We start from the raw sequence: 15,739 nt of genomic DNA on the forward strand, positions 1-15,739 counted from the left end.
CATAAAATAAACGTGTTTACGATGCACAAACGCCTATACCTATTCCTCTTTTTAACAGTTTTAACAATAAAAGTCAATCAGGCGCAAACGTTAGCCGATTGGGAAGATCCGCAGATAATCAGTCAGAATACGGAGAAACCCCATGCTACCTTAATTCCCTTCCCTTCTGAACAGCAGGCTTTAAGCGCAACAGACTGGCGTACATCGCCCAACGTTAGTGTACTGAATGGTATCTGGAAATTCCGCTGGGTGAAACATCCGAGTAAAATACCCGTTGACTTTTACCAACCGTCGCTAAACGATCAGAATTGGGATAATCTGCCTATTCCCTCAAACTGGCAGGTCGTTGGTGCCCAAGAAGGCCGACCCTATGACCGGCCTATTTTTACCAATATCAAACACCCGTTTCCGGCCACACCTCCTCGTATTACAACCGATACAAACGCCGTTGGATTATATCGAGTTCGGTTTACTGCCCCGGCTGGTTTTCAGGACCGGAACATATTTCTGCATTTCGCGGGCGTTCAATCAACTTGCCGTGTGTATCTGAATGGCCAGTTGGTGGGTTATCATGAAGATAGTATGACTCCGGCGGAGTTCCTGATCAACGATAAATTAAAATCGGGCGAGAATTTATTGGCAGTTGAAGTCATTAACTGGTCGGATGGAAGTTATCTGGAAGATCAGGATTTCTGGCGTCTTTCGGGCATTTTTAGGGATGTTTGCCTGATTAGCACCCCCAAAACCTACCTACGCGATCTGGCCGTTGTGACGGATCTGGACGATCAATTCCAGAATGCAACGCTTAAACTTACGGCCTATGTTCGAGCGTTGAATGTAGTAGGTACGCCAGCCATTTATCGGTTTCGGACTACACTCTATGATTCCCAGAAAACGGTTATATTTTCCGAAACGATTAACTCCGACAATGCAACCGATACTGGACAGGAACGGCTTTTCCGCTTAACAAAAGAAATAAAAGCCCCTGCTCTTTGGAGTGCCGAATCGCCAAGCCTATACACATTAAGTATTCAACTCATTGGAGCCGATGGGCAAGTAACCGAAGCAATCAGTCAGCGAATTGGTTTCCGGGAAATGGCATTGGCAAATGGGCAACTGCTGCTCAATGGTAAACCTGTTACTTACAAGGGCGTTAACCGACACGAATTTGATCCGAATACGGGGCGGGTTATTAGCCGGGAATCCATGATACAAGACATTAAGTTGATGAAACAGAATAACATCAATGCTGTTCGGACGTCTCACTACCCCAACGTTACGGATTGGTACGATCTCTGTGATGAATACGGTCTATATGTAATTGACGAAGCTAATATCGAAAGCCACGACTTATGGGGAAAAGGCCAAACGCCAGCGGCCAAACCCGAATGGCGCGATGCATTCGTTGCTCGCGGCCGAGCGATGGTCGAGCGGGATAAAAATCATGCTTGCATTGTCATCTGGTCGCTGGGAAATGAAACGGGGATGGGCCAGAATTTTAAAGACATGGCCGATATTATGCGGCTAATCGATCCAACGCGCCCCATTCACTACGAAGGTCGGCAGCCTTACAATGGCACGTCGTTAACTAGTTTCGACATTATTTCAACTATGTATCCATCCGTTGATGACATGCTGAAACTCATGGAAAAGGACCCGGCCCGACCCGTCATTGTCTGTGAATATGCGCATAGTATGGGCAATAGCGTAGGAAACCTTAAAGATTACTGGGCAGCTATCGATAAATATCCTCGTTTACAGGGAGCTTTCATTTGGGATTGGGTCGACCAGGGGCTTCGGGTAAAGAATAAAGCGGGTAAAGAATTCACCGATCATATCAATTACATCGATGGCGCCAATGCGGGCGATGGTCTAGTAAATCCCGACCGAACTCCTCAGCCCGAAATAGCGGAGGTAAAACTGGTTTATCAGTACATAAAATTAACAACGCCAACTGCCTTATCGGCCGGGCAACCAGTTAAAGTGAATGTTCGAAATACGTATGATTTCCAATCGCTCGAACCCTTCAGATTAGAATGGGAACTCATCCGGAATGGCGAAGTTGTACAACGGGGGGCCGAAACGAATTTAGTCGCGAAACCGGGACAAACGCAGGTAGTGACCTTACCTGTTCGCCTGAACGCCGTAGTTGACACGCGCTTGATCGACGGAAATGCGCGCCCCTCTCTGGCAGCACTGGCGGAACGAGCAGCTCAAATTGGCGAGTATTTTCTAAACATCAGTGTTCGGTTAAAACAGGCAACGAGTTGGGCATCTGCCGGGCATGAAGTAGCATCCGGACAATTTCCAGTCAAAAGTGATTCGCCAACGCAACCTGTCATTGGCATGAACCGGATTCCGCCCGTAAAAGCAACCTCATCGACCACAACGATTACGGTTCGTGGAAAGGATTTTGCCATCGTGTTCGATAAAGCCAGTGGAGCTATGAGCCAGTGGTTTTACAAAGGAAAAAATATTCTTGTAAGAGGCCTACAACCTAGTTTCTGGCGAGTGCCTACCGATAATGATGAAGGAGGCAAAGAGCGATCGTTTGCCACCAGTTGGCGCAAAGCGGGTCTAGATACGGCCAAATTTTACTCTGTTGATATCAAAATCGAATCGCGCCCACAACTGGTACAGATCACTTGTACGAACGAATGGGCAGGTAATAGCAGCACGATTCGCCAACAGACGGATTATACGATTTACGGTACAGGTGATGTACTGGTCAATACGACATACACGCCTTCGGGCAGTCTGCCTCCTTTGGCGCGTGTTGGTATGCAATTTCAGATCCTGCCTACTTTTACCAATTTGACCTGGTATGGGCGCGGTCCTTTTGAAAGCTACGCCGACCGGAAAGATGCGGCTAAAATTGGTCGCTACGAATCCAAAGTCGCCGACCAGTTTTTCCCGTATATAATGGCTCAGGAAAATGGAAACAAAACCGACGTTCGCTGGACCAAACTGACCGACGAAATGGGATTAGGATTGCTAATTATGAGCGACCTGCCCACGGGCCCACTCCTGAACATCAATGCCCGTGACTACACAGATGATGCACTGCTGAATGCCAGGAAACCCGAAACACAGGAAGTTGAGCGTAGCAATGTTGTGGTCGTAAATGTCGATATGGCGCAGATGGGTCTGGGTGGTGATGATAGTTGGTCGCCACGGGTTCATCCGGAATTTCTACTTCCGGCAACTAAACCCTATTCGTATTCTTTTCGTATGCGGCCGGTCGATTCGCGAACCAACATTACCGAAGCGATCAATCTGTTGTTACCACGACAATAGTTTCGTCAAGGATTGCTACCAAGCTCATTTTCTGATTTTTAGGTGAATTTCGAAAAACGCTACTGATGAGTATCACCTTTATTTTATGAAAAAAGAAAGGGATTTTATCAAATTTAGTCGTGAGCATAACGGATACCGATATAAAATCACCTATTTTCGGGCTTCTACAAATCCCATAGTTTAAACTTACCCTACTTGTATGGCCAAACTGATTATCGTGGACGACGAAAAACCGATTCGGGCAGCGCTACGCGATATTTTGGAATATGAAGGCTACGATGTTGACGAAGCGAAAGACGGTGAAGAAGGGCTGGATATGATTCTGAAAGGCAGTTACGATGTGGCTTTATGCGACATTAAGATGCCTAAAATGAATGGTCTGGAAGTACTGGCCAAAGTCAGTGAAGCCGAAAAGAGCACCCAGGTTGTCATGGTTTCGGCCTTTGGCAATGTCGAAAATGCTGTTGAAGCCACTAAGCGCGGAGCCTTCGATTTTGTTACCAAGCCACCCGATCTGAATCGCCTGCTCATTACGGTTCGAAACGCTATTGAGCGGGCTAAGCTGGTTCAGGAAACCAAAACCCTCAAAAAGCGCATCTATAAGCTTAATGAAATCGTTGGCGAATCTGATCCAATTAAGAAAGTTAAGGATACCATCAATCGGGTTGCGGCTACTGAAGCACGGGTTCTGGTAACAGGGGCCAATGGCTCTGGTAAAGAAATGGTTGCCAAACAGATCCACGAAAAAGGCAGCCGGGCCAATCAACCTTTAGTTGAAGTAAACTGCGCTGCCATTCCGAGTGAACTGATTGAAAGCGAGTTATTTGGCCACGAAAAAGGTGCCTTTACAGGAGCATCTGCCCGGCGTGTAGGCAAATTTGAGCAGGCCGATAACGGAACACTTTTTCTCGATGAAATTGGTGATATGAGCCTCTCAGCACAAGCGAAAGTGCTTCGGGCATTACAGGAAAATAAAATAACCCGGGTTGGGGGTGATAAGGAAATCAAAGTCAACGTGCGAGTCATTGCCGCTACCAACAAAGACCTTCGTCAGGAAATTGTAAACGGTAATTTCCGCGAGGATTTATTTCACCGGCTGAGTGTGATCATGATCAACGTGCCGCCACTAGCCGAACGTCGGGTCGATATTCCATTACTAGCGGATAAATTTTTGCACGATATCGCTACGGAATACGGTGCTCCACCCAAAACGTTGACGTATGAGGCTATGAACCATCTACAGTCGCTTCCCTGGACGGGTAACGTTCGGGAGTTACGGAACGTCATTGAGCGATTAGTCATCATGTGTGGTGACGAAATATCACTGGAAGACGTAAAATCATACGCGTAGGTAATGATTGATTGAATTGTTGACTGATTGAATAAAGTATGCGTAAACCATTCAATCAGTCAACAATTCAATCAATCATTAAATTACATCCCCTCACATCGGAATTATCAAATCGGCCGATTACCCGAAACGCCCCTTCGTTGCCAACATATTGCCCTAAATCCTGCGTTTCAATGAACGAGCAGGAGTCCAGATTGGCCAGGTCGACGACGTTAATTCCGCCACTGCGCGTATAATCGTTGGGATAGATACAGAACGGATCGTTGATGTCACGGATAAGAATACGCATTGTTGAACCAGGTTGAAATATACCGTTACCCATTGAATAAGCTTGCGAAAGCAATTCGGTCATACCATATTCAGAATGGACCATTGACACCCCCAATTGTTGACTAAGTATTGCGTGCACTTCCTCCCGCAACAATTCATGTCGGCGCCCTTTCATCCCTCCCGTTTCCATCACAATCAGTTTATCAGATTTCCCTAGAAACGATAAGTCAGGCTCGGATTCGGCCCAATCCAGCAATCCGAAAGTAACGCCAATAAGTAAAATCTTGTTAGAATCGGCCTCTTGCGTCAGTTGCTTCAATCGTTCCGTAAGCTCAGCATGATTATTCAGATAAAAACCAGAAGCATTGGGGCCCTTTTGCGATCGACCGCTTCTGGTTATAAATTGCTGAACCATATACACCAACGAGGAGTTATTTCGTTCAAGGTAAGACGGCAGCAAGGCCAGAATATGAAAGTCTTGAAGGGAACCATATATCTGCTCAAAAATTCGGGAACTGATGGTATCATACAGCACCGTATCGGGCACTATATGATTACTGGTTTGATCGCCAGTAGTACCGCTACTGGCAAACGTAAGCGTGGTTGAATCTGTTGAAGCAGAACCTAGATCAACGCCGGTTAAAACGGTATGTTTCTTAAAGAAACCAATCGGCATAAACGGAATCTGATGTAGATCGTTGATTCGTTCAGGGCTGATTTTCAGATGATATAAATAGTCTCTATAGATAGGATTATGTATTGCCTGATAGCGAAAAACCGCTAGAGCCAACGATTCAAAGGCCTTATAGTCTGGAATCTCCAGACTGAGCGCCAGAATCTGCTCACGAAGTGATTGCCGAGGTGAAGCGGCTTCGGCAGAGAATGTTAATGAAAAAGACAAAGTAACAAAAGCGTTTATTGCACAACGAGTACAACAGTATGCGACGGCAACAAATTCACCTTTATCTCCTCGTAGTCGGAATTGGTCTGACTTTATCAGCCTGCTTCAACGAACCAAATTACTCTAATACTCCTGAAATTGAATTTAAAGGACTATTTAAATATACGCTTGCCCCTGGCAAAGGAGTAGGTGCCGCGAAGAGGGATTCGATTGTGCTTACTGTTGGCTTTAAGGATGGAGATGGTAACCTGGGTAATGATAATCCACTGGCCAAAGCTGATTCGCTCCGCTATGTATCTAGTGGTGGCTGGGGGAATTATGAAATCCGGACCTTTCGCCTGATCAATAAGCAATATGTTGAATACAAGCTGCCCATTAACAATTTCCTGTTATTCCCAGATCTGGCAAAAGCGAAGCCCAAAGGCCCCATTGAAGGCACGCTAGATTTCAATCAGAAATTTATCTACGGTACAGTTAACACATTTTACCCAACCAAGTTTCAGATCCGGATTCGGGACCGCGACCTGAATATCAGTAACGTAGTCGAAACCGACACAATTACCCTACCCTATCTAAATTAGTTTGCGTGTAAAACGATTCGGAAGGTTGTTCCTTTGCCCACTTCTGAGCTTTTGACGAAGAGTTGTCCGTCGTGGTATTCTTCTACAATTCGTTTGGCTAGTGTAAGCCCCAGTCCCCAGCCCCGTTTTTTAGTACTGAATCCGGGCGAAAACACTTTCTGCATATTAGCCTTAGAAATTCCTTTCCCAGTGTCGGTAATATCGATAGCCACTTCCTGATTTGGTAACGGAAGAATATTGAGTCGTAATTCGCCAACGCCTTTCATGGCATCAACCGCATTTTTACAGATATTTTCGATCACCCATTCAAACAGCAATTTATTGATTTTAACTACCTGATCGGCAGGAAATTGACTGGTAAAGCTCATTTTCACCTTGGTTGAGATTCGCCGGGAAAGGTAATTCGTAAATTGCCGGACCACCTCATTCAAATTCTCCTCTGTTAGTGTCGGAATGGAACCAATACTTGAAAAGCGAGCCGTAATCGTTTCCAGACGCTGCACATCTTTCTCGATTTCATCCGTGATCGACGCATCATACTGGGCTGGATCAGAACGCATATACTCTACCCAGGCCATCAGCGATGACATTGGCGTACCTAATTGGTGAGCCGTTTCTTTCGCCAAGCCAACCCATACCCGATTCTGCTCCGCTCGGCGCGAGGAGCTAAAGGCCAGATAAGCTAAAATCCCCAGCGCTGTCAGGATCACAATCACCGCGTACGGTATGTAATTAATCTGCCGCAGTACCTGCGAGTTTTCATAATAAACCAATCCCCGTTGACCGTCAGGCATCACAACAGTGATTGGCTCATGAATTAGACGCATCTGGGCAATTCTCTGTCGAAAAAAGGACTCCAGGTTCGCTTTAGGAACGCCTGTTGTATCGATATTCTGTTCACCAGCAATTTGATTGTTGTGATTCAGATAAATCACCGGGATGGCTTTATTTGCCTGGAGGATTTCGCTCGTTACAAAGGTTATATCTCCATTATCAATATTAGGACGACTCGAACTGTATAAATATTCAATCGCTTTCACATACAGCTGTACGTATTGTTTTTCACGATCTTCCAGTTTCAGAATCAATCTTCTTGTATACAGTAATGACCCTGTTCCAACCAGAAGTAGGTTAACGGCCATAATAATCTTCAGAATATTATTCTGATTATAAATATCAAATGACTTCAGCATGTGGTCTTGCTGGCGGTATTTTCAGCTTTACCTGTAAACGACAAAAGTGGTTTAAACGTGCATATCGGAACGTCTCGCAACCTACAAATGTTACGAATTTGAATTGGATGGAATAAAGAATTTAGAAATCTGTTTGGACTCGTTCTAAATAGCATATCGGTTCTTTAGCTCGTATTCATATACCATAATTATGCCGTAATTTTGTGGAGGCTGTAAGCCAATAAAGGTGATTTATTACCATGTTAGATACCTTCAAAGCAATTAGTTTATCGCACAAAATGGCTCCCCTGCGAGTTCGTGAACTAATTGCACTTAACGAAGATGAAGCCAAAGGGCTGATGCTTCGACTGCGGGACTTTTTTGGGTTAAGTGATTTGCTGGTTATATCGACCTGTAATCGGACAGAAGTTTATTATGCCTTTGAGCAGGATCTGAATACCGAAATTGCCAGATTATTACTCATCGAAAAAGGGCTGACCGATACTGAAAACTATTTGCCTTATTTCCAGTTTTTCGATGCCAACGATCAGGCTGTCCGGCATCTTTTTGAAGTATGCGTTGGTTTGCACTCACAGGTAGTCGGCGATATGCAGATTCCCAATCAGGTGAAGCAAGCTTATCAGTGGTCGGCAGATCTGGACATGGCAGGTCCATTTCTGCATCGGTTGATGCACACGATTTTCTTTACCAATAAGCGAGTTGCGCAGGAAACCCCATTCCGCGATGGAGCCGCTTCTGTTTCGTATGCCGCTGTCGAGTTAATCGACGAGTTAGTTGGTGAACACAATAATCCATCAATATTGGTCATTGGTCTGGGCGAGATCGGTACGGATGTTTGTAAGAATCTCGAAGCGCGGACTGGCAGCAACCCAGCCAATATTACCCTCTGCAATCGTACCCAAAGCAAAGCCGAAGCATTGGCTCAGCAGTGCGGTTTCCGGGTAGCTGATTTTGCAGATTTAACAGACGAAATTCGCCGGGCCGATGTGATTATCTCATCCGTAATGATGGATGATCCGCTGATTACACCCGAACTCTTAAAGAACGTTGACGTACTGACGTTCAAATACTTCATCGACTTATCAGTACCGCGCAGTGTCGATGCGACTGTCGAGCAAATTCCAGGTGTGCTGGTCTATAATATCGACCATATCCGGAACCGCGCTGATGAAGCATTACAACAGCGGCTGGCGGCTATTCCTCAGGTTGAAGCGATTGTATCGCAAGCTGTTGGTGAGTTTGGCGATTGGTCGAAAGAGATGGTTGTATCACCCACGATCAACAAACTCAAAAACGCGTTGGAGCAAATTCGTCGCGATGAAATTGCCCGTCATCTGAAACACCTTACGCCCGACGAGTCGGAGAAAATCGATAAGATTACGAAGGGGATTATGCAGAAAATCATCAAGCTACCCGTCTTGCAGCTCAAAGCAGCCTGCAAACGGGGCGAAGCCGAAACGCTGATCGACGTGCTGAATGATTTGTTCGATTTGGAAAAGCAATCCGTCGAAGAAGCAAAGCATAGTTATTAAAGCTGATAATTGATAGCGACTTACAAAACAAAACCTCCCAAAAGTGATAGGCTTTTGGGAGGTTTTGTTTTACACTATCGGATGGAAAACTACTTTGCACACAATGGCCTTTTTTACGTTATCTATCCAACAAATCCGGAATAGCCTATACTCATGACCCGACTCATCAATGCTCTGTTTCGTTTATTTTTAATTGCCGTACTGGTTGCGGGTCTGATTGCTATTTGGGAGCAAATTCGCGGCAATAGTTTAATGAGCCGCTTCCGGCGGGGTGATAACACGACTCAGCGTATTGTTCTGAAAGAAATTACGTCACTAGGCAAACTGGAACTAGTCAAATACACCTTCAAAGACATTGTTGAGCATGAGCAAGTGAATACGTTTCTGCCAAATGCCAATGCCATCCTGATTGTTGAAGGCGAAGCAACGGGTTGTATTGATCTTACCAAAATCACAGCTACTGATATTGCCATAGATAACGATTCGATTACAGTTCAACTCCCTAAACCTGAGCTCTGTACCTGGAAAATCAACCACGATCGATCGCGAGTGTACGATACGCGATTCTCGTTTCTGGATCAATCGCAACTGGTGAGCGATGCGTATCGAAAAGCGGAACGACAGGTTAAAGAATCGGCGCTGAATGGTGGTATTTTAGATCAAACTCGTCAGAACGCCAATCAGATGCTACGTCCGTTATTGGAGCGAATTTCAGGTAAAAAAGTAGGGATAGTCTTTAAAAACTAGTTCAATTTATACCACTGAACATCTTTCAGCGGAGCCCGTCGGAAAGCCGTTCTAGCTTGTATTGCAGATGGTCCGTAGTATTTTTCGAGATAATCAAGCACTACCTTTTCGGATTCGCCTAAGTCCCAGAGTTTATGGTATTTCTGCATCCATCGAATCCGCTCCAGCCAACCCGCCCGCGTAAATCGATGCTGTAAAATGAGTTTCGACGAATGACAGGCTGTGCATTGCGATTTCACCATCATCAAATTTGCATCATTGACCAATCCACTTTCCGCATCAATTGTTAAGGTGTCAGCCATATAAGACTTTGCGGGCTGGGCCTGAGGGACCGTAGTGATTGTCTGGAAACTGGCCAGCCCTACTACGATAAACCCAATAAAAAAGATAGCTTTTACAGTCTTCATTTCTTTTCTAATCAAGACCTAAAAGGTTTTGGAAACCTTTTAGGTCTGTAAAACTAGGTTGCTTTAACCGCAATACGGTGGCAGGCATTGTTTAAATATCCCCCCGGATTCCATTGTGGTATGACCATCGGTTGAGTCGTTCCATTACTATCCGTTGCCCGAACCCAAATTTCATAATAACCCGCTTGTGGAAACGAGATTTCAGTCGACCAATGTTGCCAGGCTAATCGATTTTTGGGCTGTTGTAGTTTGGTTTTTTGCCAGGTAGCGCCGTAATCAATAGACGTTTGCACTTCGGCAACGCTTCGGTCACCCGCCCAGGCATGCCCCCGTAGAGCAAGCGGCTTTTTCAGATCGAACATAGCCCCCGTTTTCGGATAGGTGATGAGCGATTTTACAGGCATTGATTCAATAATTCGGAAATTCGCAGGTGTTTCTGCAATTTTCTCTCCGGGCTGCACAGGTCGAATCGGCATTCGGTAGCTGTGTCCTTCCATTTTGGCGCCATCGTGTTCCTTATTCCGAACGGCAATGGTATGAAGCCATTTTCCTGATACCGATGCTGGCCACCCACCAACCACCAGCCGTAACGGAAAACCATGCGCTAATGGAATATCCTGTCCGTTAACTGCCCAGGCAATCAACGTTTCATTTTCGAGGGCTTTTTTAATGGGAACACCCCGTGAGATAGCTACTTTGGTAGGGTCTTGACTTAAATGCGGATCTTTTCCATAATAACCAATGTAAACCGCATCATCTTTCAGCCCAACATCGGCCAGAATATCCTTAAGCCGCACTCCCGTCCATTCCGCACAACTTACGGCTCCCTGATCCCACGGATTGCCTGTTGTCTGCGGCTCGAATCCCGACCGACCATTGCCTCCACATTCCAGCACCAACTGATACGTATGGGTTTGAAAGCGTTTTTTTAAGTCATTGATGGTGTATGTCTTTGCCGATTTTACAGACTCCCCGTTTATCGTCAGTATCCAGGTATCGCGATTGATTGCTTCGGAAGGAATCAGTCCGTTATTCCGAATGAACATTTTTTCGACGGGCGTAATAGCGTCATCTAGTTGATGAACAGGCGCTTCAACATTCCAGGGTTTATCGCCCAACACTTTCATATCAGGCACTTTTCCTTTCAACGGATCAACATCTGCGAATAATGGCGTATGATCCAACGGCATATTCTCAGCAAAAACGACTTCAGTACCCACCAGAGCGGTAAACGTAACCAATGCGCTTTTTTGAAGAAAATCCCGTCTGTTATGTATCTGCTTTTCCATGGCTTCTTTTTTGATCCCGTAAAAATAACGTTCTCGCGGACTAAACCGTACTGACAAATGCATCACTGAAGCCGAAATCTAACTTCCTGCTGCAAGGGTATACACATTAACCAGGTTTTGAGTAGTTTAAGAAATTTTAAGGAATATAGGTCCCGAAAAAGCGTTTACCCATAAATCTGATATTTACTCGATGTGCTATGAATACGCCCCCAACTTCTGTATCGAATGGAGATTTATTGATTGCTGAGCCTTTTATGGGCGACAATAATTTTGAACGTAGTGTTGTGCTGGTTTGCGAGCATAATCAGGCGGGTACGTTCGGGCTGGTACTGAACCAGTTGACCGACATTCATCTGAGCGACGTGATCGAAGAAATTCACACCGATCTACCCTTATATGTCGGTGGGCCCGTTCAGCAAAACACGCTTCATTTCATTCACCGACGGCCTGATTTAATCGATGGCTCCATCCGGGTACTGGACGGGCTTTATTGGAGTGGCGATTTCGATCAGATCAAGCGAGCGGTCAATTTAGGAACGCTGACCGAACGCGACGCTCGCTTTTTTATCGGCTATTCGGGCTGGAGTGAAGGCCAATTGGACAACGAACTCAGTCAGAAAGCCTGGATTATCAGTCGTATAAACGCTGAATTTCTATTCGATACGCCAACGAAAGAGTTTTGGCGGGGTGTTTTGAAACGAATGGGGGGCGAATACAAATCTATTGCCCACTATCCTGTTGATCCACGACTGAATTAACATTTTTTGACAGTCCCCAAACAACACAAACAGGGGCATCTTAACTTTTTTTCACCAATTTTGTGGCGGTCCGACGTTTCGGATAAAAATCGTTATCGAAAGGTTAACTTCCTTTCAGTCGTTCTGTATGTCTATCTATCGATTATTACTTTTTACTGTTTTCATAACTGCATCATCTATCGCTAAGGCGCAAAGTAACAAACCTATCGGTGGGCACTTTGGCCTAAAACTCGGTGCCTCATTCACGCAGATATCTATTTCTGGCGCTACCTCGAATATACCCCACCGTACATTGGAGCCGCACCTGGGGGCTATGTACCGCTATCGATATAATCGCTTTGTTGTGCAGCCCGAAGCGCTACTTTCCATTCGGGGTGGTAATTTTCAGCAGGAACAGTCGAATGGTACCCGTACCACAACAGGTATTTCTTATTACTACGCTAGTCTGCCACTCCTGTTAGGTTATATTCCGACTGAAGGGTTAACGCTACAGGCGGGTGGCGAATTTAGTTATGCTCTTAATGCTGGGCAAACCGGTGGCCCTGGTTCGAATAACGACGTAGGCGTAGTAGTGGGAGCGCATTATGATTTTCTGGATATGCTCAACAAATTCAGTCTGCATGCCCGATTCATCTACGGCCTGACCAACGTATCGCCCGAGGCTACAGCCGCTTATTACAATCGGAATCTACAGATTGCTGTCGTCTACAATCTGTATCCGAAAAAGAAGAAAAAATAAGGTATAGATTCATATGCTCTCCGATTTCGGCTTTATTCTCCTGTTTATTCTGGCCGCCTTTGCGTTCATTGCTATCGTGCTTTTTGTGGCCCGATTATTACGGCCCAATAAGCCGAATGTGGAGAAAAATAGCACCTACGAATCCGGCGAAGAACCCGTTGGTAATGCGAACGTGCAGTTCAATATTCGCTACTATGTTGTAGCGCTGGTGTTTGTACTGTTTGATGTTGAGCTTGCGTTTTTATTTCCTTGGGCAACGGTATTTGGCCAGAAACAACTCATTGAGGCTACAGATGGTCTGTGGGGCTGGTTTGCCTTAACCGAAGCTATATTGTTCATCGTCATTCTGGCTTTAGGGCTCGCGTATGTATGGGCCAAAGGGTATCTCGACTGGGTGAAACCGCAGCCCAAAATTCCGACGACCGAAACCAAAGTTCCAGCGCATTTGTATCAACAGATAAATGAACGTTACAAACGTTGAGCTTCTTTAAGCTACCCTGTTTCTGGCTGATCATATTTCTTACTAGCTCATTACCCGCTACTTTATATGCTCAGCATCTCGCGCTTGATGTCTATCGGGCGAGAGTTACCATGCAGACCGGAGAACACATCAAAGGTTTGCTGGACAATGTGACAGAAACGGAACTTTACCTGACGAATGCACGAGGTCATTTACTGGGTGATCCGCTTCCACTCAATCGGATTCGAAAAATAGTGCTTCGCCGGAATAGCAGAAAAAGTGCGGTGGTTACAGGGGCTATCATTGGCGGGTTGGCCGCGGGTTATGCCTCCTATAGATCGTTGCAACGAAATCAACCCAGTAGCGCTGTTGGTTACGGTATAACCTTAACGTTTGCTGCGGCTGGCGGTGCAGCGGGCGGTCTATTAGTTGGTGCAGCGGTAGGGAATCTAACCCGCCGAGTCATTCGCCCGCTGGATGTGGCTAACCCTGAAATCAGTTTGTTGCGCCAATTGGAGCCTTTTAGTTTACGATACCAGCGGAGTTTTATCAAATAAGTTTATGACATCACATTCCGTATCTGATAAATCAGGTGAAGCCAGTGTTATTCTAATGCACTCCGAAGATCTTCTGAACTGGTCGCGGGAGAAATCGCTATGGCCGCTGACGTTTGGGTTGGCCTGTTGTGCCATCGAAATGATGGGTGCGATGGCCTCTAACTACGATCTCGAACGGTTTGGTATTTTTCCTCGCCCCTCCCCTCGCCAGTCCGACATTATGATTGTTTCGGGTACGGTAACCTACAAAATGGCCGACCGAATACGGCGCCTGTATGAGCAGATGGCTGAACCTCGCTACGTAATTTCGATGGGATCTTGTTCGAATTGTGGGGGTCCCTACTGGCAGCACGGTTATCACGTCGTGAAAGGCGTTGATCGCATTATTCCGGTGGATGTGTACGTACCGGGTTGTCCACCGCGTCCCGAAGCGCTGATTGATGGTTTTCTGAAGCTACAGGAAAAAATCAGAACCGAACATCCGCTTTCCGAGAAATAATGTTCAATGTTTTAGGCTCTAGGTGTCAAGTTGTACGATTAAATGAAGAACTTGGAACCGTTCCGGCGGCCCGGCTGAAACAAATCTGACATGAGTAGTCTGCTCACCACATTCCGCCAAACAGTTAGGTCGCCTAGACTATTGTGGCTTATTTACGGCATTACGCTGGTTCTCGGCTTACTGGCGGCCCTACCTTTCTACAATACACTGCTCGTTGAGGACCAAAATTCACTCGCTTTCCAGCAACTGCTGAACGGTTTCGATTACACGGTTTATTCCGATTTCATGCATCGGAGTGAGCGTACTCTTTCGCCATTGATTAGCGTTGGACGATGGGTAGGCCTTCTCTACCTGTTTCTGAGCGTTTTCTTTGCTGGCGGTATTTTATTGCGCTTTTCTCAGCCAAACACCCGATTCGATGCTGGTCTATTTTGGCAAGGATGCACCCATTATGTCGGGCGATTTTTACGCAATTTCGGTGTTACCTTGTTATTTGTGATCGCTGGAGGAGGAGTCTGGCTAATTGCGGGTTCGCTATTAGCCGTTATGATGAGCGACGAAATAACCGAACGCGGTCAATTCTGGATCGGCTTTGTTTTTTTCGTTCTATTTGCCCTTACGGCTACGCTGATGCTATGCATTGGCGATTTTGCCAAAGTGATTTTGTTTCGGGAAGACCAGCGTGGCGCTTTCCGGGCCTTTGGCCTCGCCGGTCGACTTGTCCTGCGTAACTTTGGGAAAACGTACGGCCTGTACCTACTCTTTATACTGATTGGCACCGGATTATTCGGGATCTATTTTTTGCTCGATGGAATCATTCTCATGAGCGGCTGGGCTACTATTTTGACCATGTTTACTATCCAGCAAGCGTTAGTTTTCACACGCGTATTCCTGAAAGTGTGGTGGTTAGGAACAGCATACGCAAACTATCCGACCTTACCTCAGCCAATACCTGTTCAGCAACCTACGCCAGTTGCCAGACCTGATATGGAGCAGGAGTACACTGAACCTTCGGTCAGGCCAACGGAGCCGTAAATCAGTAAAAAATAAGGCCAATCTTGTTTAAACCTTGTATTTTTTGTCATTCTGAACGAAGTGAAGAATCTCAAAGTCGCTTATCAGGCTAGCTTGAGATTCTTCATTTCGTTCAGAATGATA

At 45.8% G+C, this 15,739-nt stretch carries 15 protein-coding genes; 11 read left to right on the forward strand and 4 right to left on the reverse strand.

Translation table 11 applies throughout. The annotated features are described in order from the left end of the window. Window positions 1-21: 21 nt before the first annotated feature. Window positions 22-3,297: a beta-galactosidase, LacZ type gene (lacZ, locus tag ACYVE4_RS14155; RefSeq protein WP_461040779.1), complete on the forward strand. Its 3,276-nt coding sequence runs from the start codon at window positions 22-24 to the stop codon at window positions 3,295-3,297. A gap of 199 nt (window positions 3,298-3,496) precedes the next feature. Next, the gene (locus tag ACYVE4_RS14160; protein ID WP_461040781.1) at window positions 3,497-4,648 is read left to right on the forward strand and encodes a sigma-54-dependent transcriptional regulator; all 1,152 of its coding nucleotides are present in this window, start codon (window positions 3,497-3,499) and stop codon (window positions 4,646-4,648) included. A gap of 67 nt (window positions 4,649-4,715) precedes the next feature. On the opposite strand, the gene ACYVE4_RS14165 is transcribed toward ACYVE4_RS14160, so the two are convergent. Further along, window positions 4,716-5,819, reverse strand: coding sequence for a LuxE/PaaK family acyltransferase (locus ACYVE4_RS14165; RefSeq protein WP_461040783.1), 1,104 nt, complete (start codon window positions 5,817-5,819; stop codon window positions 4,716-4,718). Window positions 5,820-5,857: 38 nt separating this feature from the next. Here ACYVE4_RS14165 and ACYVE4_RS14170 point away from each other — a divergent pair, with 38 nt between their 5' ends. Continuing rightward, window positions 5,858-6,400 carry a hypothetical protein gene (locus tag ACYVE4_RS14170; RefSeq protein ID WP_461040785.1) on the forward strand — a complete coding sequence of 181 codons (543 nt, stop codon included), beginning with the start codon at window positions 5,858-5,860 and terminating at the stop codon, window positions 6,398-6,400. Here the strand turns inward: ACYVE4_RS14170 and ACYVE4_RS14175 are convergent. Then, complete coding sequence (locus tag ACYVE4_RS14175) at window positions 6,397-7,593, reverse strand: sensor histidine kinase (protein WP_461040787.1); 1,197 nt, start codon at window positions 7,591-7,593, stop codon at window positions 6,397-6,399. The two genes, ACYVE4_RS14170 and ACYVE4_RS14175, sit on opposite strands and share 4 nt — an antisense overlap. Window positions 7,594-7,832: 239 nt before the next feature. On the opposite strand from ACYVE4_RS14175, the gene hemA reads away from it, so the two are divergent. Together hemA and ACYVE4_RS14185 are read left to right on the forward strand one after the other, a co-directional pair. Continuing rightward, window positions 7,833-9,125 carry a glutamyl-tRNA reductase gene (hemA, locus tag ACYVE4_RS14180; protein ID WP_461040789.1) on the forward strand — a complete coding sequence of 431 codons (1,293 nt, stop codon included), beginning with the start codon at window positions 7,833-7,835 and terminating at the stop codon, window positions 9,123-9,125. Window positions 9,126-9,278: 153 nt separating this feature from the next. Beyond that, the gene (locus ACYVE4_RS14185) at window positions 9,279-9,872 is read left to right on the forward strand and encodes a DUF4230 domain-containing protein (protein ID WP_461040791.1); all 594 of its coding nucleotides are present in this window, start codon (window positions 9,279-9,281) and stop codon (window positions 9,870-9,872) included. Here ACYVE4_RS14185 and ACYVE4_RS14190 read toward each other — a convergent pair. Then, the gene (locus tag ACYVE4_RS14190; protein WP_461040793.1) at window positions 9,869-10,279 is read right to left on the reverse strand and encodes a hypothetical protein; all 411 of its coding nucleotides are present in this window, start codon (window positions 10,277-10,279) and stop codon (window positions 9,869-9,871) included. The genes ACYVE4_RS14185 and ACYVE4_RS14190 overlap by 4 nt on opposite strands. A 53-nt stretch (window positions 10,280-10,332) precedes the next feature. Continuing rightward, entirely contained in the window at window positions 10,333-11,568 is a 1,236-nt protein-coding gene (locus tag ACYVE4_RS14195) for a sulfite oxidase (protein WP_461040795.1), read from the reverse strand. 197 nt (window positions 11,569-11,765) lie between these two features. Between ACYVE4_RS14195 and ACYVE4_RS14200 the strand changes: the two genes are divergently transcribed. The 6 genes from ACYVE4_RS14200 (at window position 11,766) to ACYVE4_RS14225 (ending at window position 15,616) form a co-directional block, all read left to right on the forward strand. After that, the gene (locus ACYVE4_RS14200) at window positions 11,766-12,326 is read left to right on the forward strand and encodes a YqgE/AlgH family protein (protein WP_461040797.1); all 561 of its coding nucleotides are present in this window, start codon (window positions 11,766-11,768) and stop codon (window positions 12,324-12,326) included. Window positions 12,327-12,453: 127 nt separating this feature from the next. Next, entirely contained in the window at window positions 12,454-13,065 is a 612-nt protein-coding gene (locus ACYVE4_RS14205; RefSeq protein ID WP_461040798.1) for a porin family protein, read from the forward strand. A gap of 13 nt (window positions 13,066-13,078) precedes the next feature. Next, window positions 13,079-13,546, forward strand: coding sequence for an NADH-quinone oxidoreductase subunit A (locus ACYVE4_RS14210; RefSeq protein ID WP_461040799.1), 468 nt, complete (start codon window positions 13,079-13,081; stop codon window positions 13,544-13,546). Window positions 13,547-13,656: 110 nt separating this feature from the next. After that, a complete protein-coding gene (locus tag ACYVE4_RS14215) occupies window positions 13,657-14,082 on the forward strand; it encodes a hypothetical protein (protein WP_461040801.1) in 426 nt (141 codons plus the stop codon). A gap of 4 nt (window positions 14,083-14,086) precedes the next feature. Further along, window positions 14,087-14,581 (forward strand): NADH-quinone oxidoreductase subunit B, encoded by a 495-nt coding sequence (locus ACYVE4_RS14220; protein WP_461040802.1) that lies wholly within the window; start codon window positions 14,087-14,089, stop codon window positions 14,579-14,581. Between the two features lie 90 nt (window positions 14,582-14,671). Next, a complete protein-coding gene (locus tag ACYVE4_RS14225) occupies window positions 14,672-15,616 on the forward strand; it encodes a hypothetical protein (RefSeq protein WP_461040804.1) in 945 nt (314 codons plus the stop codon). The last annotated feature ends 123 nt before the right edge of the window (window positions 15,617-15,739 follow it).

It is taken from the genome of Spirosoma harenae (genome assembly GCF_054776975.1).